Origin of the sequence: Actinoplanes sp. NPDC051861 (assembly GCF_040681145.1) — a bacterium.
Taxonomy (GTDB): Bacteria; Actinomycetota; Actinomycetes; order Mycobacteriales; family Micromonosporaceae; genus Actinoplanes.
The window spans coordinates 670895-693033 of the sequence record NZ_JBFAYE010000001.1 but is presented as its reverse complement, the minus strand read 5'-3'; the positions used below and the strand labels follow the sequence as shown (position 1 = coordinate 693033).

19 protein-coding genes are annotated in these 22139 nt (G+C 71.3%); 7 read left to right on the top strand and 12 right to left on the bottom strand.

Annotation, left to right across the window (positions count from 1 at the left end; all coding sequences use genetic code 11):
• Position 1: 1 nt before the first annotated feature.
• Positions 2-1459: an SDR family oxidoreductase gene (locus AB0M02_RS03505; RefSeq protein WP_364220760.1), complete on the top strand. Its 1458-nt coding sequence runs from the start codon at positions 2-4 to the stop codon at positions 1457-1459.
• 98 nt (positions 1460-1557) lie between these two features.
• Here the strand turns inward: AB0M02_RS03505 and AB0M02_RS03500 are convergent, their stop codons facing one another.
• From AB0M02_RS03500 to prmC, 4 genes are read right to left on the bottom strand one after another with little or no spacing between them, the layout of a single operon-like run.
• Complete coding sequence (locus AB0M02_RS03500; protein ID WP_364220758.1) at positions 1558-2517, bottom strand: L-threonylcarbamoyladenylate synthase; 960 nt, start codon at positions 2515-2517, stop codon at positions 1558-1560.
• Positions 2514-3110: a phosphotyrosine protein phosphatase gene (locus tag AB0M02_RS03495; RefSeq protein ID WP_364222523.1), complete on the bottom strand. Its 597-nt coding sequence runs from the start codon at positions 3108-3110 to the stop codon at positions 2514-2516. The genes AB0M02_RS03500 and AB0M02_RS03495 overlap by 4 nt, the downstream gene beginning before the upstream one ends.
• 1 nt (position 3111) lies before the next feature.
• Positions 3112-3756 (bottom strand): L-threonylcarbamoyladenylate synthase, encoded by a 645-nt coding sequence (locus tag AB0M02_RS03490; protein ID WP_364222520.1) that lies wholly within the window; start codon positions 3754-3756, stop codon positions 3112-3114.
• A 36-nt stretch (positions 3757-3792) separates the two neighbouring features.
• Positions 3793-4668 carry a peptide chain release factor N(5)-glutamine methyltransferase gene (prmC, locus tag AB0M02_RS03485; RefSeq protein WP_364220755.1) on the bottom strand — a complete coding sequence of 292 codons (876 nt, stop codon included), beginning with the start codon at positions 4666-4668 and terminating at the stop codon, positions 3793-3795.
• Positions 4669-4751: 83 nt separating this feature from the next.
• Between prmC and AB0M02_RS03480 the strand changes: the two genes are divergently transcribed.
• Genes AB0M02_RS03480 through AB0M02_RS03470 form a run of 3 tightly spaced genes read left to right on the top strand, consistent with a single transcriptional unit; the run spans position 4752 to position 8881 of the window.
• The gene (locus AB0M02_RS03480) at positions 4752-6248 is read left to right on the top strand and encodes a GGDEF domain-containing protein (RefSeq protein ID WP_364220752.1); all 1497 of its coding nucleotides are present in this window, start codon (positions 4752-4754) and stop codon (positions 6246-6248) included.
• Positions 6249-7535, top strand: a complete 1287-nt coding sequence (locus AB0M02_RS03475; protein ID WP_364220749.1) for a PQQ-binding-like beta-propeller repeat protein — start codon at positions 6249-6251, stop codon at positions 7533-7535. It begins immediately after the preceding gene.
• The gene (locus AB0M02_RS03470; protein ID WP_364220746.1) at positions 7532-8881 is read left to right on the top strand and encodes a PQQ-binding-like beta-propeller repeat protein; all 1350 of its coding nucleotides are present in this window, start codon (positions 7532-7534) and stop codon (positions 8879-8881) included. The genes AB0M02_RS03475 and AB0M02_RS03470 overlap by 4 nt, the downstream gene beginning before the upstream one ends.
• Here AB0M02_RS03470 and prfA read toward each other — a convergent pair.
• Positions 8868-9956, bottom strand: coding sequence for a peptide chain release factor 1 (gene prfA, locus AB0M02_RS03465; protein ID WP_364220743.1), 1089 nt, complete (start codon positions 9954-9956; stop codon positions 8868-8870). The two genes, AB0M02_RS03470 and prfA, sit on opposite strands and share 14 nt — an antisense overlap.
• Positions 9957-10036: 80 nt before the next feature.
• Positions 10037-10261, bottom strand: coding sequence for a 50S ribosomal protein L31 (gene rpmE / locus AB0M02_RS03460; RefSeq protein ID WP_111651844.1), 225 nt, complete (start codon positions 10259-10261; stop codon positions 10037-10039).
• 188 nt (positions 10262-10449) lie between these two features.
• Between rpmE and AB0M02_RS03455 the strand changes: the two genes are divergently transcribed.
• Positions 10450-11346, top strand: coding sequence for an AAA family ATPase (locus AB0M02_RS03455; RefSeq protein ID WP_364220739.1), 897 nt, complete (start codon positions 10450-10452; stop codon positions 11344-11346).
• Positions 11347-11964 (top strand): RNA ligase family protein, encoded by a 618-nt coding sequence (locus AB0M02_RS03450; protein ID WP_364220736.1) that lies wholly within the window; start codon positions 11347-11349, stop codon positions 11962-11964.
• Here the strand turns inward: AB0M02_RS03450 and AB0M02_RS03445 are convergent.
• The 6 genes from AB0M02_RS03445 to AB0M02_RS03420 form a co-directional block, all read right to left on the bottom strand.
• Positions 11948-12340, bottom strand: a complete 393-nt coding sequence (locus AB0M02_RS03445) for a VOC family protein (RefSeq protein ID WP_364220733.1) — start codon at positions 12338-12340, stop codon at positions 11948-11950. The two genes, AB0M02_RS03450 and AB0M02_RS03445, sit on opposite strands and share 17 nt — an antisense overlap.
• A gap of 17 nt (positions 12341-12357) precedes the next feature.
• Positions 12358-13524, bottom strand: coding sequence for a nitric oxide synthase oxygenase (locus tag AB0M02_RS03440; RefSeq protein ID WP_364220730.1), 1167 nt, complete (start codon positions 13522-13524; stop codon positions 12358-12360).
• Between the two features lie 133 nt (positions 13525-13657).
• Positions 13658-15685, bottom strand: coding sequence for a transcription termination factor Rho (gene rho / locus AB0M02_RS03435; protein ID WP_364220727.1), 2028 nt, complete (start codon positions 15683-15685; stop codon positions 13658-13660).
• 310 nt (positions 15686-15995) lie between these two features.
• Entirely contained in the window at positions 15996-16940 is a 945-nt protein-coding gene (gene thrB, locus AB0M02_RS03430) for a homoserine kinase (RefSeq protein WP_364220724.1), read from the bottom strand.
• A gap of 20 nt (positions 16941-16960) precedes the next feature.
• Entirely contained in the window at positions 16961-18199 is a 1239-nt protein-coding gene (locus AB0M02_RS03425) for an MFS transporter (protein ID WP_364220722.1), read from the bottom strand.
• A gap of 75 nt (positions 18200-18274) precedes the next feature.
• Complete coding sequence (locus tag AB0M02_RS03420; RefSeq protein WP_364220719.1) at positions 18275-21496, bottom strand: efflux RND transporter permease subunit; 3222 nt, start codon at positions 21494-21496, stop codon at positions 18275-18277.
• Between the two features lie 38 nt (positions 21497-21534).
• Between AB0M02_RS03420 and AB0M02_RS03415 the strand changes: the two genes are divergently transcribed.
• Complete coding sequence (locus AB0M02_RS03415; RefSeq protein WP_364220716.1) at positions 21535-22116, top strand: MarR family transcriptional regulator; 582 nt, start codon at positions 21535-21537, stop codon at positions 22114-22116.
• The last annotated feature ends 23 nt before the right edge of the window (positions 22117-22139 follow it).

The window sequence follows — 22139 nt, the reverse complement described above, 5'->3', positions numbered from 1 at the left end:
TATGCGAATCCTTGTCACCGGGGCCACCGGATACATCGGTGGCCGCCTGGCACCGCGGCTGCTCGACGCCGGCCACTCGGTGCGCTGCCTGGCCCGAAGCGCCGGGCGGCTGCGCGACGTGCCGTGGGCCGACCGCGTGGAGATCACCGAGGCCGACCTCACCGACTCGGCGACGCTCCCGGCCGCCTTCGAGGGGATCGACGTCGCCTACTTCCTGGTCCACTCGCTGGGCCGCGCCGACTTCGAGGCGGCCGACCGGCTGGCCGCCGAGAACTTCGCCGCCGCGGCGCACGCCGCCGGGGTACGCCGGATCGTCTACCTCGGCGGCCCGGAACCGGCCGACGGCGAGAGCCCGTCACCGCACCTGCGCTCGCGCGCCGAGGTGGCGCGGATCCTGCTGGAGAGCGGCGTGCCGGCGGCGGTCCTGCGCGCCCCGGTGATCATCGGTTCCGGTTCCGCCTCGTTCGAGATGCTGCGCTACCTGACCGAGCGGCTCCCGGTCATGGTCACGCCCCGCTGGGTGCACAACCGGATCCAGCCGATCGCGGTACGCGACGTGCTGCGCTACCTGATCGGAGCCGCCGACCTGCCGCCCTCGGTCAACCGCGGCTTCGACATCGGCGGCGCCGACGTGCTCACCTACCTCGAGATGATGCGCCGGTACGCCCTGGTCGCCGGCCTGCCCCGGCGCATCGTCCTGCCGGTGCGCGTGCTCAGCCCGTGGCTGTCCTCGCACTGGGTCGGCCTGGTCACGCCGGTACCCAACGCCATCGCCCGCCCGCTGGTCGCGAGCCTGATCCACGAGGCCGTCGCCCACGAGAACGACCTGGCCGGCCTGCTCCCCGGCCCCGAACCCCTCGGATTCGACGAGGCCGTGCGCCTCGCCCTCGGCCGCATCCGCGACGCCGACGTGGAGACCCGCTGGACCTCCGCCTCCGGCCGGGACGCCGCCGCCGAGCCGCTGCCCAGCGACCCGGCCTGGTCCGGCGGCAGCGTCTACATCGACGACCGCTCGCGGCCGGTCCAGGCGCCGGCCGACCAGCTGTGGCGGGTGATCGAGGGCATCGGCGGCGAGAACGGCTGGTACTCGTTCCCACTGGCCTGGTCGGTGCGCGGCTGGCTGGACCGGCTCGCCGGCGGTGTCGGCCTGCGTCGCGGCCGCCGCGACCGCCACCGGCTGCGGATCGGCGAGGCCCTGGACTGGTGGCGGGTCGAGGAGATCGTCCCCGGCGAGCTGCTCCGCCTGCGCGCCGAGATGAAGGTGCCCGGCCGCGCCTGGCTGGAGATGCGCGCCGAACCCGACGGCTCGGGCGGCAGCGTGTACCGCCAGCGAGCGGTGTTCCTGCCGCACGGGCTGGGCGGCCACCTCTACTGGGCCTCGGTGCTGCCCTTCCACGGCGTCGTCTTCAACGGCATGGCCCGCAACATCACCCGCACCGCCCAAAAGCCCATGTGTTGACTTCCGCCCCGCTACGCACCCCAACTCAACACGCAACCAGCACCCCACCCCGGTGTGTGGAGTACGGCACCACAGCGCACCCCAACTCCACACACGGGTCAGTTGGCGGCGGCGCGGGAGAGGCGGTCGCGGACGGCTAGCCAGTCCTCGGTCTGGGGCGGCTCCTGGACCAGGATCGTGCCGACACCGGCGTCGTCGAGGCGGTGCAGGGCGGCGTACAGGTCGGCGGCGTATTCGCGTGGGTCGGCCGAGAGCACCTCGGTGCCGTCGGTGCCGGCGTCCTCGTACGTCAAAATGCCGATCTCCCCCGGCAAGCCGGACCGATCGACGTCGCCCACGTCCTTCGCCAGAACGACCCTGGCCCGCGGCGCGTAGTGACGCTTGCTCATGCCCGGCGAAGGCCGGGCCGCGCCGTCGGTGGTCTCGAAGTCCGGCAGCGCGATCGCACCGGTGACGTCGCGCAGGGCACGCAGGCCGAGCGCACCGGGGCGCAGCAGCGTGGGCACCGGCGTGGTCAGGTCGAGGACCGTCGACTCGATCCCCCACGAGCAGGGACCGCCGTCCAGGACCAGCGGCACGTCCGGCAGGCTGCGGACCACGTGCTCGGCGGTGGTCGGCGAGATGCTCTCCGAACGGTTGGCGCTGGGTGCGGCGAGCGGCAGACCGGACGCCTCCAGCAGCCGCAGCGCGACCTCGTGGGCGGGCACCCGGATCGCCACCGTGTCGTTGGCCGCACCGATGCCGGGCAGATGGCGGGCTCGGCGCACCACCAGCGTCAACGGACCCGGCCAGAACCGGGCGGCCAGTTCGCCGGCCCGCTCGGGCCACTCCTCGGCCAGTTCCCGCGCGGCCGCCACGTCGGCGACGTGCACAATCAGCGGGTTCCAGCTGGGGCGGTTCTTCAGGCGGTAGATCTCGCCGATCGCCGCCTCGGAGAACGCGTCGGCGCCCAGGCCGTAGACGGTCTCGGTGGGAAAGGCCACCACCGAGCGGGACCGCAGGATCTCCACCGCCCGGCGCAGCCCCTCGGCATCCGGGCGGACGACCTGGCCGGTCACGGGAGCAGCAGCGCGGCGAACGGCACGGTGGTGTCCTCGATCTCGTCGCCGACCCGCTGGAACGTCTGGTCGCCGCGTCCCCACGGGTCGTCCAGGTCGTCGGCGGCCAGCGGCGCGTCGCTGCCGCGCAGAGCGGCGACCGCCTCGACGATGGCCGCGCCGCGGGCGTGCACGGCGTCCTGCTTCGGCGCGGCCGGCGGCAGGGCGGCCGCGTCCACCGCTCCGAGCAGGCGGCCGAACTCGCCGAGAACGAACGTGTGGTCGGCGGCGTCCGGGCGCAGGGCCACCACGTAGTCGAACTGGTCGGCGGTGGCGGTGAGGATCAGGTCGGCCTCGTCGATGAAGTCGCCGCGCAGCTTGCGGGCCAGGAAGCCGTCCGGGACGCCGCGCCGGGAACGCACCTGGCGCGCGGCGGGCGGGTTCATCTCCTCGCCCTCGTGCCAGCCGCCGGTGCCCGCGCTCAGGCTCCGGACCAGTTCCTCGCCGGCCTCGTCACCGGCACGGTCCCGGACCGCGCGGGCGAGCAGCCGCTCGGCCATCGGCGAGCGGCAGATGTTGCCCATGCAGACGTGCAGAACGGTGAACGGCGCCACGTCAGGCCTGCCCATCGACGATGTCCGGGACCACGTCACGCAGCTTCTCGAGCGGGACGGCGCCGGCCCGCAGCACGCGGGGCACCTCACCGGTCACGTCGACGATCGTGCTCGGCGCGGGGTCGGCGGCGGGCCCGGCCTCGAGGTAGACGCGAACCGCGTACTCCAGCTGGTCGCGGGCTTCCTCGGCGGTGAGCGGCGACGGTGAGCCGAGCTTGTTGGCGGTGGTCACGGCCATCGGGCCGACCTCGCGCAGCACCTCCAGCGCGACCGGGTGCAGCGGCATCCGGACCGCGATGCTGCCGCCGGTGTCGCCGAGGTCCCACTGCAGGCTCGGTGAGTGCTCCACGATGATGGTCAGCGCGCCGGGCCAGAACGCGTCGGCCAGCTCACGCGCCGCCCGGGGCAGCGAGTAGACCAGGCCGTCCAGGGTGTGCCGGGAGCCGACCAGCACCGGCGGCGGCACCCGGCGGTCGGAGCCGCGGGCGTGGTGCAGCTGTGTGATGGCGTGCGGGGTGAAAGCGTCGGCGCCGACGCCGTACACCGTGTCGGTGGGCATCACCACGAGCTCGCCGCTCTTGGCCGCCTCGACAGCCGCGGCGATGCCACGGTCACGGTCGGCGACGGTGGCACAGTCGTAGAGCATCACGAGATGCAGTGTGCCATGTGACTATCGGGTGTCCTACCGGCGGCGGGCGGTCGCGTAGCGAGAGCGGCCGGTGAGGTCGTCGTGCGCGGTCACCTCGGTGAAGCGGCCGTCGGCACGGAGCAGGTCCGGCACGGCTGCGCCGTGCACGTCGTCGTGCTCGATGCCGACGTGGCCGCCGGGCTTGAGCAGGGCCGCGGCCAGCTCGATCACCGGGCGGATCACCACGAGCCCGTCGCCGCCGCCGAAGACAGCCTCGGCCGGGTCGTGCTCGGACACCTCGGGCGGGACGGCGGTGCCGTCCGGGACGTACGGCGGGTTGCAGAGCAGCACGTCGACCGCACCGTGCAGTTCGGACAGCAGCCCGGGATCGGTGACGTCGCCGGCCACCACCTCGACCACCGGGTACGCCGAGGCGTTGCGCCGCAACCAGGGAAGCGCCGCCGCCGACCGCTCCACCGCGATCACCCGCCCGGCCCCGGTCTCGTCGGCCACGGAGACCGCGATCGCACCGCTGCCGCTGCACAGGTCGACCACGAGCGCGCCCGGCCCGGTCCGCTCGATCCCCCACCCGGCCAGCAGCTCGGTTTCCGGCCGCGGCACGAAGACCCCGTCGCCGACCGCCAGTTCCACATGCCGGAACGCGGCGCTGCCGAGCAGATGTTGCAACGGGACGCGGCGCGCCCGTTCCGCCACCAGCGAACGGAAACGCTCCGCCTCGGCGGTGCGCATCGTGTCGATCAGAAGCAGCCGCCCACGGGCCACACCCAGCGCGTGTGCTGCCAGAAGTTCCGCATCGACCCGGGGCGATGCCACCCCGGCCGCGCCCAGCTCCGCGACCGCCGCCGCGAGTTCCGCCGCGAGGCGGGTCCGATCCACGGTTTCGCGGGGGTGTTCCTGGTCCGGCATCACGGCATAATCATGAGACGTCGCGCACGCTGAGGGTCGGCCGGGTCACCCGGCGGCGCGCCGCAGAAGGCCGTGGGAGGCGCCTGGTGGGTTGGTTGGACCAGCTCGCGGAACACGTCGAGGACCTGCGCCGGGCCGGTGACCTGCAACAGAACGGGCGGTCCGCTCAGGCACTACCGATCCTCGACGCGGTCCTGTCCGACGCCACCGACCCCACCACCAGGGCGTATGCGTTGATCCAGCGCTTCGGGGCACTGATCAACCTGGGCCGGGTCGCCGAGCTGGCCGGTGCGATGGCCGCCGCCACCCAGGCCGTCCGCGAGGTCCCGGACCCCTATCTGCGCGGCCAGTTGCACGCGTTCGCGGCGCTCGGCGCGCATCTGCAGAGCAATCTGGACCGTGGCGTCACCCACCTCGTGCAGGCGTCACGCGCGCTGGCCGCGGTGCCGGACCGGGACGCGGAGACCGCCTGGGGCTGGCACGACCTCGCCATGGCCTATTCCTATCTGGGCTTTCACGGCCAGGCGCTGACCGCGATCGAGCAGGCCAGGGAGGTCGGCGCGAGCGCCGGCATGGCCGCGGAGATCTTCGCCGCGCCCGGCATCCGGCTGCGCAACGCGGTGGCTCTGGACCACCAGGGCGACACCGACGGCTGCCTGCGGGTGCTACGCGACATCGACGCGGAGCTCTCCCGCTACCTGGCCACCGATCAGCTGCGGCCCGGCAGCCGCACGGTGTACGGGTACGCCCTCGCCCGCCGCGCCGCGCTGGGCGAGCCGACCGGTGCCGACGCGGCACAGTGGCTGACCGGCGGCGGCGACAGCGTACGCACCCGCGACCTGCGCCATCTCGGCTCGGTCTGCCTCACCATCGCGGCCGGCAAACCGGAGCGGGCACTGACCATGTTGGAGGCCGTCCCGGTCTCGGCCGAGGTACTCGGCGCTCCGGAGCCGGCCCGGCTGCGCAGCATCTGCCACGCCAGCGCCGGCGACCACGCCGCGGCGCACGCCGCCGACCGCTACGCGTTCCGTCTCGCCGCCCTGCGCATCGACCAGCTGCGCGACGGCTATCTGGACGGTGTCGCGGCGCGGCTGGACGCGCAGGAGACCCACCGCGACCCCGGGCGGTACGGCGACGAGACCCTCGTCGACCCGCTCACCGGCCTGCCCAACCGCCGCCAGTTGGAGCGATACGTCGACACGCTGCTGGCCCGCGGCGAGCGCGCGGCGGTGGGCGTCTGCGACGTCGTCGGCTTCACCTCGGTCAACGCCCGGCACGGCCGGCACACCGGCGACCTGGTGCTCCAGCGCATCGCCGGCGTGCTGCACCGGGTGATGCGCCGCGGCGACTTCGTGGCCCGGTTCGCCGGCGACGAGTTCGTGCTGATCCTGCCCGGTGCCGGGCCGAACCAGGCGGCCGAGGTGTCCCGCCGCATCGGTGCGGCCGCGACCTCGGAGAACTGGCAGACCCTGGTGCCCGGCAGCCCGATCGGGCTGGCCGCCGGCTGGTCCGAGGTGGGCACGAACGGGCGCGGGCTCAGCGCCGCGCTCGCCGCCGCCGCGGCGAACCGGAAGCCGACGTAAATGGCGACGATCGAGCTCGGCGACCTCACCGACGCCCCGCCGGCTCCGATCACCGGCCGGCCGCTGCCACGCCTGCACCTCAGACAACTCGCCGTCGCCGCCGTCACGCTGGCGCTGCTGGTGTGCGGCGCCTCGGCACCGGCCGGCGAGCCCGGCGTGCGGCGGTTGTGGAGCGGCGCCTACCAGCCGGAGAACATCCTCGCCGTGACCGGCGACGCGCTCTACGTGCAGAACGACTCGCAGCTGGTGGCGTACGACCTGGACGACGGCGACGTGCGCTGGGCCTGGCGGATGGACCTCGACATGCTGGGCATCCGGCCGGTGCTGGCCGGCGGCCTGGTACTGGTCCAGGCGGACAACGACACCGACGACGCCACCGAGGTCTCGCACACCACGATCGCGCTCGACGCGGCCACCGGCGCCGAGATCTGGCGCCGGTCCGGCGGGCTGCGGTACGACATGATCAAGGAGGACAGCGCCCTCCTCGTCGAGTACCAGGCCGAGGACCGGATGGTGATGTCCCGTATCGGGCTCGCCGACGGCAAGCCGTACTGGACACTGCTGGTGCCGGGCATGCGGGAGATCGTGACGGACCCGGCGGGACGCCTGCTGGTCCGCACCAGCACGGGCGACGTCAGCGTCCTGCGATACTCGGACGGCAAACGGGAGTTCAGCCGCCGGATCATGGACGGCGTCGAGGACCCTGCTCTGGGACGCTACATATCGATGTCGGTGGACGGCGGGCGTCTCCTGGTGTACCACTCCCGCGCCGACGACACGTACACGACGGTTCACGACCTGACGACGCTGGACGAGGTGATGAGGGGCGAACCCGGCAACGGCCCGCTCTCCGGCTGCGGTGCCGTGCTCTGCCGCTTCGAGGACGGCCGGTTCGTCGCGGTGGACCCGATGACCGGCAAGGAGCTGTGGCGGGAGCCGTCCTCGGTGGTCGGGCTGTCGATGGTCGCCGACGACAAGCTCATGCTGGACCTGTCCGACGGGCGCATGCACGTGCTGGTGGAGAGCCGCACCGGGCGGCAGCTGAAGGCCGGCCTGGGCGGCACGGCGCTCCTCGACCAGGTCACCGAGGACTCGCTCCTTCTCCTGCGCCCGTCGCAGCTGCCCGCCGGTCTGACCGCGATCACCCGGATCGACATGGCGACCGGCGCCGGCGACCTGCTCGGCGCGATCCCGCTGGTGCCGGACCCGCAGACCTGCCAGACCGTGCCCGGCTACCTGGTCTGCCCCGGCGCGGACCGCTTCTTCGTCACGGCGGTGCGAAGATGACCGTCATCGAGCTCGGCGAGATCGGTGCCGCCGGCCCCGAGCCGGAGCACCACTCGGCCCGTTCCGAGTTCAGCCCGCGTTCCTGGCGCCGGTGGGCCGCATCGGCCGTCGCCCTCTCCTGCGTGCTGCTGCTCGGCGCGTCCGGCCTGCCCGATCCCCCGACCGTGCGCCACGTCTGGGAGGTGCGGCTCGGCACCGAGTACCAGACCACGGTCCGCTCGGACGGCGTCTACGTGCACCAGCGCGAGGGCCTCGAGACGACTGTCACCCGATACGAACTGGCCACCGGGGACGTCCTGTGGAAGCGGAAGTTCGGCCAGTACCCGTCGTACCTCGCACAGGGCACGGAGGCCGGCCTGCTGCTGCTCTCCGGCGACGAGAAGTACGTCGAGGTGGATCTCGAGGACGGCGCGAAGGCCACGGTCGTCTACGACGGCACCACGACCGCCATCGACGCCGACACCGGTGACGAGCTCTGGCGGCAGCCCGGTGAGGTGCAGAACACCGCCGCCGACACCGTGCTGCTGGCCGACCGGACGAAGAAGGGCGACCTGTCCGCGATCCGGGTGGTCGGCGCCCGCGACGGCGGTACGGTCTGGCAGCGCCGGGTGCCCGGCGCCGAGCAGCTCACGATCCAGCTGGACGGCGCGCAGCCGGTCCGGGTGGTCGCCTCCGACCCGACCGGCCGGGTCACCGTCCTGCGCTACTCCGACGGTGCCGTCCTGGCCGAGAAGCGCATCCCGTGGACCCGCAGCCGGCCGAACGACGGGGTGTTCACCTATCTGACCGTCGCCAACGGCCTGCTCATGGTCGTGCGCCAGGAGGCGTACGCGAGCAAGCTCGCCGCCTACCGGGTCGACACCATGGAGGAGGTCTGGAGCATCGACGCGGCGCCGTACTCGTACCCGCAGGACTGCGGCCCGGTGCTCTGCGTCTCCGAGACCTCGGTGGTGCACGGTGTCGACCCGTCCAGCGGGCGGCGGGTCTGGGATCTGCCCGGCCGCGGAAACGTCATGCTGGTCGCCCCGGATCGGCTGCTCGCCTCGACGTCCGGCCCCGACACACCGCATCACATCCTGGCCGACCCGGCCACCGGGGCACCGATCGGCTCCGGCGGGCCGGGCCAGCCGATGCCGTCGCCCTACGGCGTGGACGCGGTGTACATGACGAACCGCATCTTCGGCGAGGGCGCGGCGATCAGCTCGGTCGACCGGCTCGACCTGCGGACCGGCCGGATGACCCGGATCGGCGCGGCCGACGGCATCGAGGCCGGCCAGTGCGGCACCGCCGGGCACTACATGGGCTGCGACTGGGGCGGCCGCCTCGTCGTCACTACCTTCGGCTGAGCTCCGTGTCGCCGGCCAGCCGCGCGCTCCGGTCGGCGTCCGCCAGCGCGTCCAGCACCGCGTCCAGCTCGCCGCCGAGCACCAGGTCCAGGTTGTACGCGGTGTAGCCGATCCGGTGGTCGGTGATCCGGTTCTGCGGGAAGTTGTAGGTGCGGACCCGCTCGGAGCGGTCCACCGTGCGCACCTGGGCCTTGCGCGAGTCGGAGGCCGCCGCGTCCGCCGCCTCCTGGGCCTGAGCCAGCAGCCGGGAGCGCAGGATACGCATCGCCGACTCCTTGTTCTGGAGCTGGCTCTTCTCGTTCTGGCAGCTCACCACGGTGCCGGTGGGGATGTGCGTGATCCGTACGGCGGAGTCGGTGGTGTTGACCGACTGGCCACCGGGGCCGGACGACCGGTACACGTCGATCCGCAGGTCGCCGGGCTCGATCTGGACGTCGACGTCCTCGGCCTCGGGCAGCACGAGGACGCCCGCCGCAGAGGTGTGGATCCGGCCCTGCGACTCGGTGACGGGCACCCGCTGCACGCGGTGCACGCCGCCCTCCCATTTCATCCGGGACCAGACGCCGTGTCCGCCCTCGGGCACGCCCTTCGTCTTCACCGCGACCGAGATGTCCTTGACGCCGCCCAGGTCCGACTCCTGCGAGTCGATCACCTCGACGGCCCAGCCACGGCGTTCGGCGTACCGGGTGTACATCCGCAGCAGATCGCCGGCGAAGAGCGCGGACTCCTGGCCGCCCTCACCCGCCTTGATCTCGATGATCACGTCCTTGGCGTCGCTCGGGTCGCGCGGGATGAGCATCTCGCCGAGCTTCTCCTCCAGCGCGGGCAGCACCGCCGCGACCGCCTCGACCTCGGAGGCGAACGCCGGGTCCTCGGCGGCCAGCTCCTTGGCCGCGGCGAGGTCGGCACGGGCCGCCTCCAGCTCGCGGTGCGCCGCGTTCAGCGGCGCGAGCTCGGCGAACCGGCGCCCGACCCGGCGTACGAGCGCCTGGTCGGCGTGGATCGACGGGTCCTCCATCCGCTTCTCGAGGTCCGCGTACTCGGCGAGAAGCGTGGTCAAACGGTCGTTGCTCATCGAACTCTCCCAGCAGCGGTCACACGGCTACATGCGAACGGCGCCCGCCCCGGTGACCGGGACGGGCGCCGTTGAAGCAGTTACTTCTTCTTCGCGGCAGTGACCTTGGCGTACTTCGCCTGGAACTTCGCAACCCGGCCCGCGGTGTCGAGGACGCGCTGCTTGCCGGTGTAGAACGGGTGGCAGGCGCTGCAGGTCTCGACGCGGATCTCGCCGCCCTTGGCGGTGCTGCGGGTGGTGAAGGTGCTGCCGCAGGAGCAGACGACCTCGGTGGTCGTGTACTCGGGGTGGATGCCGCTCTTCATGTCTTCTCGGTCCCTCTCGATGATCGGGTCGCCGGGTCGCCCTACAGATGTCGGACGTGAACCGGAACCCCTACTGGCCGATGTACCAGTCTGCCATGCCGCCCGCACCTCGCGGAAATCAGGCGGCGAAACTGGATCCGCCCTGGTTAACATGAGCGCCCCTCCCGTAATTCCCGCCTCGAGGGTCGATGAGACGCCTATTGATCACGCGCGGCCTGCCCGCCTCCGGCAAGACCACCTTCGCGCGCAAACTCCAGCCCGGCGTCGTCCGGGTCAACCGTGACGACCTGCGGCGCATGCTGCACGGTCGCCGCCTGCTGACGCAGCGCGCCGAGGACCAGGTCGGCCAGGCACAGCGGGCGGCCGTGGAGGCGCTGTTGCGAGCGCACAGCAGCGTCATCGTCGACGACACCAACCTGCGGCCCAAGACGGTACGGGAGTGGGCCGAGCTGGCCGCCCGCTTCGAGGCGTCGTTCGAGGTGCACGACTTCACCGACGTGCCGCTGGAGGAGTGCGTCCGCCGGGACACCGAGCGCCCTGAACAGGACCGGGTCGGCGAGCGGGCGATCCGCGCCATGCACAAGCGGTACCTGGCCGGCCGGAACCTGCCGCTGCCGGTGCCGTTCGTGACCCGGAACGGGCCGGACGCGCTCTACCGGCCGGACCCCGAGCTGCCGGCGGCCGTGCTGGTGGACATCGACGGGACGGTCGCGCTGATGGCCGGCCGCGGTCCGTACGACTGGGGGCGGGTGGGCGGCGACGAGCCGAATCCGCCGGTGATCGCCGCGGTGCGGGCCATGCACGCGGCCGGCCACGCGATCGTCTTCTGCACCGGGCGGGACGAGGTGTGCCGCCGGGAGACCGAGGCCTGGCTGGATCTGTACGTCGGTGTGCCGTACGAGGCGTTGTTCATGCGACCGGCCGGAGACAGCCGGAAGGACTCGGTCGTGAAGCGCGAGATCTTCGACCAGGAGGTCATGGATCGATGGCGGATCGTCGGGGTGTTCGACGACCGTCAACAGGTGGTACGCATGTGGCGTTCGCTCGGACTGACCGTTTTCCAGGTGGCGGAGGGAGACTTCTAGGTGAAGTACCCGCGGACGTTCCATCTGCCCGACTCACCGGGCGCGACCGGTGACGACCGCGTCCAGCACGACCTGTCGTGGTTGGACGGCGAGCTCGTGGTGACCGAGAAGATGGACGGCGGGAACCTCACCTTCACCCGCGACGCGATGTACGCGCGGTCGCTCGACTCCGGCACCCAGGCCTGGGACCGGCCGGCCAAGGCGCTGTGGGCCATGACGGCATACCAGATCCCGGACGACTGGCGGGTCTGCGGCGAGTCCATGTGGGCGCGCCGCAGTGTGGCGTACTCCGATCTGCCCGGTGTCTTCCTGGTCTTCGGCATCTGGGACGAGACCGACACCCTGCTGGGCTGGGACGACACGGTCGACTGGGCGCGGCGCCTGGAACTGCCGATGGTGCCGGTCCTCTACCGCGGCGGCAGTCTGTCCGATGCGCGGGCGGCCTGGGCGGCGCAGCGCGACGAGAAGACCTCCGAGGGGTTCGTGGTACGTGCCGCCGGGCGCATCCCGGCCGCCGAGTTCTCCCACAAGCTGCTCAAGTGGGTCCGACCCAACCACGTCCGCACCGAGGCGTCCTGGCGGCACCGCGACGACTTCGCCGTCAACGAGTTCGCCTGACCTCCTCCTCGCTCCGGAGCAGGCAGAACTCGTTGCCCTCGGGGTCGTTGAAGACCACCCACCCGGTGCCGTCCGCGACGCGCAGGTCGTCGACCGGTTTCGCCCCGAGCCCGATCAGCCGGTCCACCTCCTCGTCCCGGGTGCCCGCGACCGGCCGCAGATCGAAGTGGATCCGGTTCTTGCCCTGCTTCGGCTCCGGCACCTCGATGAAGAGCACCCTGTGGACGCCGTCCGGCGACATGATCAGGCACTCCTCGTGACCGGGCTCGTTCGGGTCCTCCGGGTCGTCGACGTACGCCAGCACCTGCTGCCACCAGCGGCTCAGCGCGAACGCGTCGGTGGCGTCAACGGTCGTGTGTGAGATGAACGACGTCATCGCTCGACCCTAGAGCCCTAGTGGTGCGGGCACCGCCTCACCCCGGTGCGGGCCAGTTCCGCCGCCTCGTCGTCGAGGTAGAAGGCCGGCCGCAGGTCGAGCTCCTCGTAGTACCGGTGAAAGACCGGGGTGAGGCCGCCGGACATCGGCGGGACGATCCAGGTCCAGTCCGCCGGCACCGGCCGGCCCGCCTTCTCCTCGTTGCGGAGATGCGCCATGAAGCGCTGCGACTCGGTGTGGTGGTCGCTCATCTTCACACCGGCCTGCTCGAAGCTGTACAGGACCGCCCGGTTCAGCTCGACCAGCGCCCGGTCCCGCCACAGGGTCGACTCGCGGCTGGTGTCCAGCCCGAGCCGGCGGGCCATCTCGGGGAGCATGTCGTAGCGGTCGCTGTCGGCGAGGTTGCGTGCGCCGATCTCGGTGCCCAGGTACCAGCCGTTGAACGGTGCCATCGGATAGTGCACACCGCCGACGGTCAGCCGCATGTTGGCGATGGCCGGTACGGCGTGCCAGCGCAGCCCCAGCTCGGCGAACCAGCCGTACTCGGGGTGAGTGAGCGGCACCTCGCGGATCGCCCGCTCCGGGAGCTCGTAGAGCCGCACGCCCTCACCCGGCGTCTCTATCACCAGCGGCAGCACGTCGAACGCGTCGCCCTTGCCCTGCCAGCCGTACCCGCGGACGGATGAGGTGAAGCCGGCCTGCCTCGGGTCACCGACCTGCCGCCCCTCCTCGGTCCGGTACCCGGCGTACCGGATGAGCTGCTCGTTCCAGATCCGTGCGTACGGCTGCCCGGGTTGGGCCGGCGCGAAAACGCTGATCACCGGCCGGATCTGCCCGTTGCCGGCGGTCTGCAGGTGTTGCACGAGCAGCGAGAAGATCTCGTCCGCCGTACGCGCCCGCCGCCGATCCAGCACCATCAGGCTGCGCCAGTAGAGGCGGCCGATGCAGCGGCTCGCGTTGCGCCAGGCCATCCGGGCACCGTGCGCCACCTCGTCGGTGGTGTGCACGTAGGTGCCGGTCGCGGCGATCTGCGCGCGGACGATGGCGAGCCGGGGTTCCACCGGGCCGAGACGGGGGTTCTCGGTGTAGCAGCGGCGCAGGAAGTCCTCGGCCTCGCCGGGGTCGACCGGCGCGCTCGGATCCCATGGCTCCGCCGGGTGGTCCCGGTAGCCGGGCACGATCATCGGGCGCCTCCGGATTATCGAGGGATGGGGATACCGGAGGTTCGCACAACCCCTAGCGGGGCGAATCAGACAAGTTGTGCGACAAAAACGACGCAGCCCACCCGATTAGGCGGACTGCGTCGTTTTTGAGTGGTTACTCGCCAGGCGTGGACTTGGCGATCTGCATCAGGAACTCGATGTTGGTCCGGGTCTGCTTGAGCCGGTCCATCAGGAGGTCCAGAGCCGCGCCGGACTCCAGCGAGCTGAGCACCTTGCGGAGCTTGTGGATGATCGCCAGCTCCTCCTTGCCCAGGAGGATCTCTTCCTTCCGGGTGCTGGAGGCGGAGACGTCCACGGCCGGGAAGACCCGCTTGTCCGCGATCTTGCGGTCGAGCTTGAGTTCGGCGTTACCCGTACCCTTGAACTCCTCGAAGATCACCGTGTCCATCATCGACCCGGTCTCCACCAGCGCGGTCGCGAGAATGGTGAGCGAGCCACCGTTCTCGATGTTGCGCGCGGCGCCGAGGAACCGCTTGGGCGGGTAGAGCGCTGTCGAATCGATACCACCCGACATGATGCGGCCGGAGGCCGGCGCAGCCAGGTTGTACGACCGGCCGAGACGGGTCACCGAGTCGAGCAGCACGACCACGTCGTGGCCGAGCTCGACCAGCCGCTTCGCCCGCTCGATGGCGAGCTCGGCGACCGTGGTGTGGTCCTGCGGCGGACGGTCGAACGTGGCCGCGATGACCTCGCCCTTCACCGTGCGCTGCATGTCGGTGACCTCTTCGGGCCGCTCGTCCACGAGCACGACCATCAGGTGGCACTCGGGGTTGTTGCGGGTGATCGCGTTGGCCAGGGCCTGCAGCACCATCGTCTTACCGGCCTTCGGCGGGGAGACGATGAGCGCGCGCTGACCCTTACCGATCGGCATCACCAGGTCGATGATGCGCGTCGTGAGGATGTGCGGCTCGGTCTCCAGCCGCAGGCGCTCCTGCGGGTAGAGCGGCGTGAGCTTGTAGAACTCGGGACGCCGCCGGGCCTCGTCGGGCTCCATCCCGTTGATGGTGTCGAGACGGACCAGCGGGTTGTACTTGTCCCGGCGCTGCGAGGAGTCACCGCTGTCGCGAGGCGCCGAGCGCACCGCACCGGTGACCGCGTCGCCGCGGCGCAGGCCGTACTTCTTGACCTGGGACATCGAGACATACACATCGTTCGGGCCGGAGAGGTAACCGGTGGTCCGGACGAACGCGTAGTTGTCCAGCACATCCAGGATGCCGGCCACCGGGACGAGCACCTCGTCCTCGGACACGTGCGGCTCGCGGCTCTCCCGCTGGCCGCCGCCGTCACGCTGGTCGCCGTCCCGGTCGCGGCCACGACGGCGGTCCCGGAAGCGGCTGCGCCGGCTCCGCCGGCCGCCGTCACCCGAGTCGTTGTCGTCGTCGTCGTGACCCTGGTCGGCGCGCGGGGCCCGGTCACGGTCGCGATCGCGGTCCCGGTCATCGCGCTGCTGGCCGTCACGCTGCTGGCCGTCACGCTGCTGGCCGTCGCGCTGCTGGCCGTCGCGCTGATTGCGCTGCCGGTCGCGGTTGCGCTCGCCCCGCTCGGGACGGTCACCGCGCTCGGGGCGCTGGTCGTTGCTCTCGGCAGCCGGAGTGGTTTCCGTCACAACGGCGGGAACGGCGGCGGTCTCCACCGTCTCGCGGGGCGCCGACTCGCGCTCGCGGGACGAGGAATCCCGGGAACCGCGCTCACGGCGGCTCCGGGACGGGCGCTCAGCTGCCGGGGCGGTCTGCTCGGCCGGGGTGGCCGGAGTGTTCTCGGCCGGGGCGGCTGCGGTTTGCGGCGCGGGTGCGGCTGCCGCCGGAGCGGTCTCGACCGGGGCCGCCTGGACCGGGGCGGCAGCGGCGACGGCGTCGCCGCCGTTGGTCCGCGGGCGCGGCGCCGGCTCGGCGGAGGCGGCAGAGCCACCGCTCTGGCGCTCGGTGATCGCGGCGATCAGCTCGCCCTTGCGCATCCGGGCGGTGCCGGAGATGCCGAGGGAGGCGGCGAGGCTCTGCAACTCGGGCAGCAGCATCGCGGACAGCCCGGTGCCGCCGCGGCGGCGCTTCGTGGCGGTCGCGGTGGTGCCGGCGCCGTCAGCGACGTCAGAAACACCCGACGTCACGTCGGTGGTGTCGCTCAATGGATTCCTTCCGTCGGAAAAAACCCGAGATCACCCGGAGCTTGCAGCCAGGGCCGGGTGCCCTCGGAACCCGCTTCGCAACAGCGGCGCGGGAGTTTCGTGCAGCACGGCAGCTCGACGGTATCCCTGCCCGTCAGGGCTTGACGGGTAGGTCTCGGCGAGTGCAGCGATCTATTCGATTGCTGCCCGGCGTGTGCCTGATGAGAGTTGAGACGAGCCTTGACGGCCCAGAAATCTCGGGGGTGCGCCGAACCGCAGAGATCACTTGCTTCGCGGGTGTTGTGAAGCCCGGTGCTAGGTCAGAGCGTAATCAACTCGTGCGACCTGCGGCAACAGGACCCCGCTCGGCGTGTTCCACCATACCCCCTTTCACACGCGCACCGGCGTCATCCACGCCCAGCACTTCGCTGTGCCAGTGCGCGCCCGGCTGGAAATCGGCCGGGACCTCGGTCAACGCCAGCACGGTCGGACCCGCGCCGCTGACCACGGCGGCGACTCCGGCAGACCGCAGCGCCGCCACCAGGGACGCCGTGCCCGGCATCCCCGAGGAGCGGTATCCCTGGTGCAGCCGGTCCTCGGTGGCCGGGAACAACAGGGACGGATCACTCGTGAGGGCATGCGTCAGCAACGCCGCCCGTCCCGCGTTGAACGCCGCGTCCGCATGCGGGACCTCGGACGGCAGGGCCGCGCGGGCGGTCGCGGTGTAACCCCGCTCGGCGGGGACGAAAACCGTGGGGTGTACGCCCTCGGCCGGTGACAGCCGCACCGCCCGCCCGCCCGACTCCTCGGTCCAGGCGACGGTGAAGCCACCGAGTAGACAGGGTGCCACGTTGTCCGGATGGCCTTCGATCCGGGCCGCGATTCGCAGCGCGGCCGCGTCGTCGAGCCGCTCCAGGCCGCCCTCGACCAGCCCTCGGGCCAGCTGGACGCCGCCCACGATGGCCGCCGAGGAGCTGCCCATGCCGCGAGCCTGCGGGATCCGGTTGAGGCACTCCAGGGCCACGCCGGGCGGGCGCCCGCCCAGCTCGTCAAAGGTCGCCAGCATCGCCCGGAAGACCAGGTGGCTCTCGTCGGTGGGCAGTTCGTCCGCACCCTCGCCACGCACGGTGACCGTGAACGACTGCCCGGCCACGGTGGCGGTCAGGTCGTCGTAGAGCGTCAGAGCCAGACCCAGCGAGTCGAAGCCGGGACCGAGGTTGGCGCTGGTCGCCGGCGTGCTGACGGAGACCGGGTCGGAGACGAAGGACAGGCCCATCGCCACATGCTAGGGCTTGATCAAGTAAACGGAAGTGCCCCGGTACCGGTATTCGGGACCGGAGCCAGCTTGCGGGTGGCGATCCGCCAGCCGATCGCGTAGCTGAGCGTGATCAGCGCGCAGGTGGCGATGATGATCTGCGGGTCCACCCGGTCGATCACGGCGCCGGCACCCAGCTGGCTGATCGCGATGGCCAGCGTCGCCAGCATCATGTCGGTGGCGAAGACCCGGCCGCGCAGCTCGTCGGGCACCTCGGCCTGCAGGGCGAAATTGGAGAGCACCCAGTTCGTCCCGCCGGCGAAGTGCGCGACGAAGACCAGCACGAGCACGAGCGGGAACCAGGGCGCGAAGGCCACGCCGAGATAGCCGATGCCGTACAGGCTCATCGACAGCGCCAGGCCGGGCAGCAGCCAGGAGGGCCGGTTCAGCACCGGGCGCATCACCAGCGGCCCGATCAGCGCACCGGCGCCGCGCAGCGCGAAGAGCAGACCGGCACCCGCGGCACCGGCACCGTGCTCGGCCGCGATCAGGGGGAAGACGGTGAGCACGCCGTTGCCGAGCCCGACCGCCGACTTCACGGTCACCAGCGCACGGATCCGGGGGCGCCCGCCGATGTAGCGCAGCGCCCCGAACAGCGCCCGCATCGGATGTTCCGGCGGCTGATCGCCACGAGGCGCCTGGAGCGGGCGTCGGATCAGGGCCGTGAGCAGAGCGCCGGCCAGGAGCAGGGTCGCTGTCACACCGAAGCAGACGTACGGGCCGAAAGCACTGCTGACGACGCCACCGAGAGACGCGCCGACGACCGTCATGGTGCCCCACGCCGAGCCCGCGATCGTGTTGGCGGCTGCCAGGTCGGCCGGGTCCACGACGTTCGGCATGGCGGCGGACGCGGCCGGTGAGTAGAACGCCTTGGACACGGCCATCGCACCGACCGCGACGAGAGCCAGCGGCGCGGTCGCCTCGGACCGCACCGCGAACAGCAGCAGCACCGACAGAAAGGCCGCCGAGTTGGCCAGGATCAGGATCCGGCGCCGGTCCACCCGGTCCGCGATCGTCCCGGTGTACGGCAGCAGCAGCGCGATGATCCCGGTGTCGGCGGCCAGCACCAGCGCGCCCCACATCCCGCTCCCGGTCAGCTCCGGCAGCAGGACCAGCAGCGGCACCATGACGAACCAGTCAGCGCCGAAGACGACGAGCTCGGCCGCGAACAAGCGCCGGAAGTCACGGTTGCGGGTAAGGACCGAGAAGGCTGCTGGCACGTACCGCACCCTACCGCCGGGCCGGAAACGCCGATGCCCGGCCGCAACGGGCCGGGCATCGGTGGTCGGCCGCCGTCAGTCGGCGGGCCGCTCCTGCTTACGCGGCATCTTCAGCACCTCGAACTGGTCGGTGTACCCGCGCAGGGCACCACCCTCCTGCTTCGCCGGCACGGTGACCGGAACCGGCTCCTCGGCCGGAGCCTCGCCCTCCGCGCTTCCGCCGCCGCTCTTGCGGAGCCGCTTCGCCGCGCGCTTGGCCCGCGACTTCTCCTTGCGGTTCTCCACCATGGTGTAGAGCGTCGGCACCAGCACCAGGGTCAGCAGCGTGGAGCTGACCAGACCGCCGATCACCACGATGGCCAGCGGCTGCGAGATGAAGCCGCCCTCGCCGGTGAGGCCGAGCGCCATCGGGATCAGGGCGAAGATGGTCGCGATCGCGGTCATCAGGATCGGCCGCAGCCGGTGCCGGCCGCCCTCGATCACCGCCTCCTGCACGCCGTACCCCTGTGCCCGGTAGTGGTTGATCAGGTCCATCAGCACGATCGCGTTGGTGACCACGATGCCGACCAGCATGAGCACACCGATCAGTGCCGGAACGCCGAGCGGGGTGCCGGTGATCAGCAGCAGGCCGATCGCGCCGGTCGCCGCGAACGGGATCGACACCAGCAGGATCACCGGCTGCAGCAGGCTGCGGAACGTGGCGACCATGATGATGAAGACGATCGCGATCGCCGCGAGCACGGCCAGGCCGAGCTGCGCGAACGCCTCCTGCTGGTCGGCGCTGACGCCACCGACCGTGTACTCGGCGCCGGGCGGCAGTTCGAGCGCGTCCAGCTTCTTCGTCAGGTCCTGGTTGACCTGGGTCAGGTCGGAACCGGTGACCGCACCGGTCACGCTGGCGGTCCGGTTGCCGTCGGAACGCGTGACCGTCTCCGGCCCGGCGACCTCCTTGACGTCGGCGACCTGGTCCAGCGGCACCACACCGGTGCTCGTGGTGAGCGGCAGGGCGCGCAGCGCGGCCGAGTCGGCCGGAGCGCTGCCGAACGAGATGACCACGTCCTGCGTGTTGCCGTCCACGGTCATCTGGCCCGCCGGTGCCGACCGGAACATGCCCGCGACGGTCTGGCCGATCTGCGCCTCGGTGAGGCCGACCTGCGCGGCGGCCTTGCGGTCCACCACGACCTCGAGCCGGGGCACGCTGGCGGCCAGCGTGGTGTCGACGTCGGCGACCCCGGAGACCTCGCTCATCGCCTGGCGCACCTGCTCGGTGGCGGTCTTGAGCACCTCGTTGTCGGCGGCGCTGACGTCCACGGAGAGCTGGCTGCTGCCCAGCCCGGAGCCCTCCTGTCCGATTGTGATCTCACCGGCGTCGGTGAGCTTGTCGAACTCGGCGTTCAACTCGTCGGTGACCTTCTCGGCGTCGGCGTCCTCGTCGAGCGCCACGTTGAAGGTCGCCGTGCCCGCGCCGCCGCCACCGGCGAACGGGTTGGCCGAGTTGCCGCCGACGGTCACCTGGTACGTCGTGACGTCCTCGCGGGCGGCGATGACGGTCTCCACCTTCTTGGCCGCCTCGTCGGTGGCCGCCAGGCTGGTGCCGGCCGGGAGCTCCTGGTTGACCGTGATGCTGTCCTGGCCGGACTCGTCCAGGAAGTTGGTCTCCAGGCGGGTGGAGAGGGCGAACGTACCGATCAGGACCAGGATGCCGATCAGAACCGTGGTCCAGCGGCGGGTCGTGGCGAACCGGATGACCGGCAGGTAACCGCGCTGCAGCGGGCTGCGCAGCTCCTTCTCCTCGGCGGCCTTGCGGACCGCCTCGTTGTCGGCGCCGGGTGCCGTCGGCCGCAGGAACCAGTACGCCAGCACCGGCACCACGGTCAGCGAGACGAACAGCGAGGCCACCAGCGCGACCGTCACGGTGATCGCGAAGGACGAGAAGATCTGGCCGACCAGGCCGCCGACCAGCGCGATCGGGGCGAAAACGGCGACCGTCGTGAGCGTCGAGGCGGTCACCGCGCCGGCCACCTCGCGGACGGCGCCGAGGATGGCGTGCACCTTCTCCTCGCCGTACTCGAGATGTCGCTTGATGTTCTCCAGCACGACGATCGAGTCGTCGACGACCCGGCCCACCGCGATGGTGAGCGCGCCGAGGGTGAGCAGGTTCAGCGTGTAGTCGCCGATCCAGAGCGCGATCAGCGCGACCAGCACGGACAGCGGGATGGAGACCGCGGTGACCAGCGTCGAGCGGACACTCATCAGGAAGATCAGGATCACGATCACGGCCATCAGGAGGCCGAGCAGGCCCTCGGTGGTCAGGCTCTCGATCGAGCGCTCCACGTACGGCGCCTGGTCGGTGATCACGGTCAGCGTGGCACCGGAGTCCTTCTCCAGGTCGTCGAGCATGTCCCGGACCGCGTGCGAGATCGACACCGGGTTGCCGTCGGGCCGGGCGGTGACCGCGATGCCGAGGCTGTCGACGCCGTCGGTCCGCGTGTACGACTCCGCGGGCGGCAGCTTGCTCTCCACCGCGGCGACGTCACCGAGGCGGACCGGACCGCGGGAGCCGGTGACGTAGACGTCCTTCAGCTGGTCCACGGTCGTCAGCGGCGTGCCCACCTGGACGGTCAGCGACTTGTCGCCCTCGACCACCGCGCCGGCCGGGATCGAGACACCGTTGGCCTGCAGCACCGTGGTCAGCGACGCGGGGCTGACACCGGCGGCGCCCATCTTGGCCAGGTCCGGCGTGATCACCACCTGCTCGGCGCGGGCACCGGTGACCTGCGTGTCGCGGACGCCCTCGATGCCGTTGAGCTCCGGGATGACCGTCTCGTTGAGGCGGTTGAGGAGGTCGGACTCGTCGGCGCCGCCGGAGGCCGCCAGCACGATCGCCGGGATGTCGTCGGTGCCGCCGGCGAAGACGGCCGGGTCGACGTTCTCCGGGAGCTGGGACTGGATCCTGTTCACCGAGGTGGTCACCTGGTTGACCGCGGACTCGATGTCCGTGCCGAACTCGAAGAGGACCACGACGCTGGACACGTTCTCGCGGGAGGTCGACGTCACCGTGTCGATGCCGTCGATGCCTTTGACCGCGTCCTCGATCGGCTTGGTCACCTGCTCCTCGACGGCCTCCGGCGAGGCACCGGGAAGCACCGCGCTGACGAACGCGGCGGGCAGCTCGATCGAGGGGAAGAGCTGCTGCTTGAGGGACGGGATCGCGTATAGGCCGAATCCGCTGATCACCAGGGCGATCAGTGCGACTAGACCTCGGTTGGCAAGGCTGAGCCGTGTCAGACCTGACATGGGCACTCCCCCGAGAAGGTTCGGTCGATGCTGATAGTTTGCCTTACGCGAACAAATGGTTTTCGATGGGGGTCGGCTGGTACCGTCCCGCAACAAGTACGTCACTTAAGGAGCGGGCGCTGAGCCAACAAGAGCTGAACCAGAAAGAGCAGCTCATCGCGGATATCATGGGCTCGTCGATCCGCCTGGAGCACCTGTTCGCGGACGATCGGTCGGACCCGCTCTTCTCGTCACACCTGACGATGTCGCAGCTCAAGATCATGCTGCTGCTCTCGCGGCACGGCAGTCTCGCCGGCGGCGAACTGGCCCGGATGCTCGGGGTCGGCGCCGCGACGCTGAGCGGCATGATCGACCGGCTGGTGGTGCAGGACCTGGTGACGCGCGCGGAGGATCTGAACGATCGGCGAGTACGCCGGATCGGTCTCACGAAGGCGGGCACCGAACTCATCGAGGGCATCATCACGGCAGGCGTCGCGAAACAGCGTGAACTCCTCAGCCGGCTCTCAGCCGAGGAGCTCGCGATCGTGGCCAAGGCCATGGAACTGCTCGTGCGCGAGGCCGGATCCAGTGTCCCAGACCCGGCCCCGTTGACTCCGGCTTCCCCGGAAGCCGGCAGCTAGAACGCCTGACCGCGGGCCCTCGG

Coding starts and splice junctions, on each gene's coding strand:
- AB0M02_RS03505 (WP_364220760.1), top strand. CDS start 2: ATGCGAATCCTTGTCACCGGGGCCACCGGATACATCGGTGGCCGCCTG.
- AB0M02_RS03490 (WP_364222520.1), bottom strand. CDS start 3,756: ATGCTCTACGACTGTGCCACCGTCGCCGACCGTGACCGTGGCATCGCC.
- AB0M02_RS03475 (WP_364220749.1), top strand. CDS start 6,249: ATGGCGACGATCGAGCTCGGCGACCTCACCGACGCCCCGCCGGCTCCG.
- AB0M02_RS03470 (WP_364220746.1), top strand. CDS start 7,532: ATGACCGTCATCGAGCTCGGCGAGATCGGTGCCGCCGGCCCCGAGCCG.
- prfA (WP_364220743.1), bottom strand. CDS start 9,956: ATGAGCAACGACCGTTTGACCACGCTTCTCGCCGAGTACGCGGACCTC.
- rpmE (WP_111651844.1), bottom strand. CDS start 10,261: ATGAAGAGCGGCATCCACCCCGAGTACACGACCACCGAGGTCGTCTGC.
- AB0M02_RS03455 (WP_364220739.1), top strand. CDS start 10,450: ATGAGACGCCTATTGATCACGCGCGGCCTGCCCGCCTCCGGCAAGACC.
- AB0M02_RS03445 (WP_364220733.1), bottom strand. CDS start 12,340: ATGACGTCGTTCATCTCACACACGACCGTTGACGCCACCGACGCGTTC.
- AB0M02_RS03440 (WP_364220730.1), bottom strand. CDS start 13,524: ATGATCGTGCCCGGCTACCGGGACCACCCGGCGGAGCCATGGGATCCG.
- thrB (WP_364220724.1), bottom strand. CDS start 16,940: ATGGGCCTGTCCTTCGTCTCCGACCCGGTCTCCGTCAGCACGCCGGCG.
- AB0M02_RS03420 (WP_364220719.1), bottom strand. CDS start 21,496: ATGTCAGGTCTGACACGGCTCAGCCTTGCCAACCGAGGTCTAGTCGCA.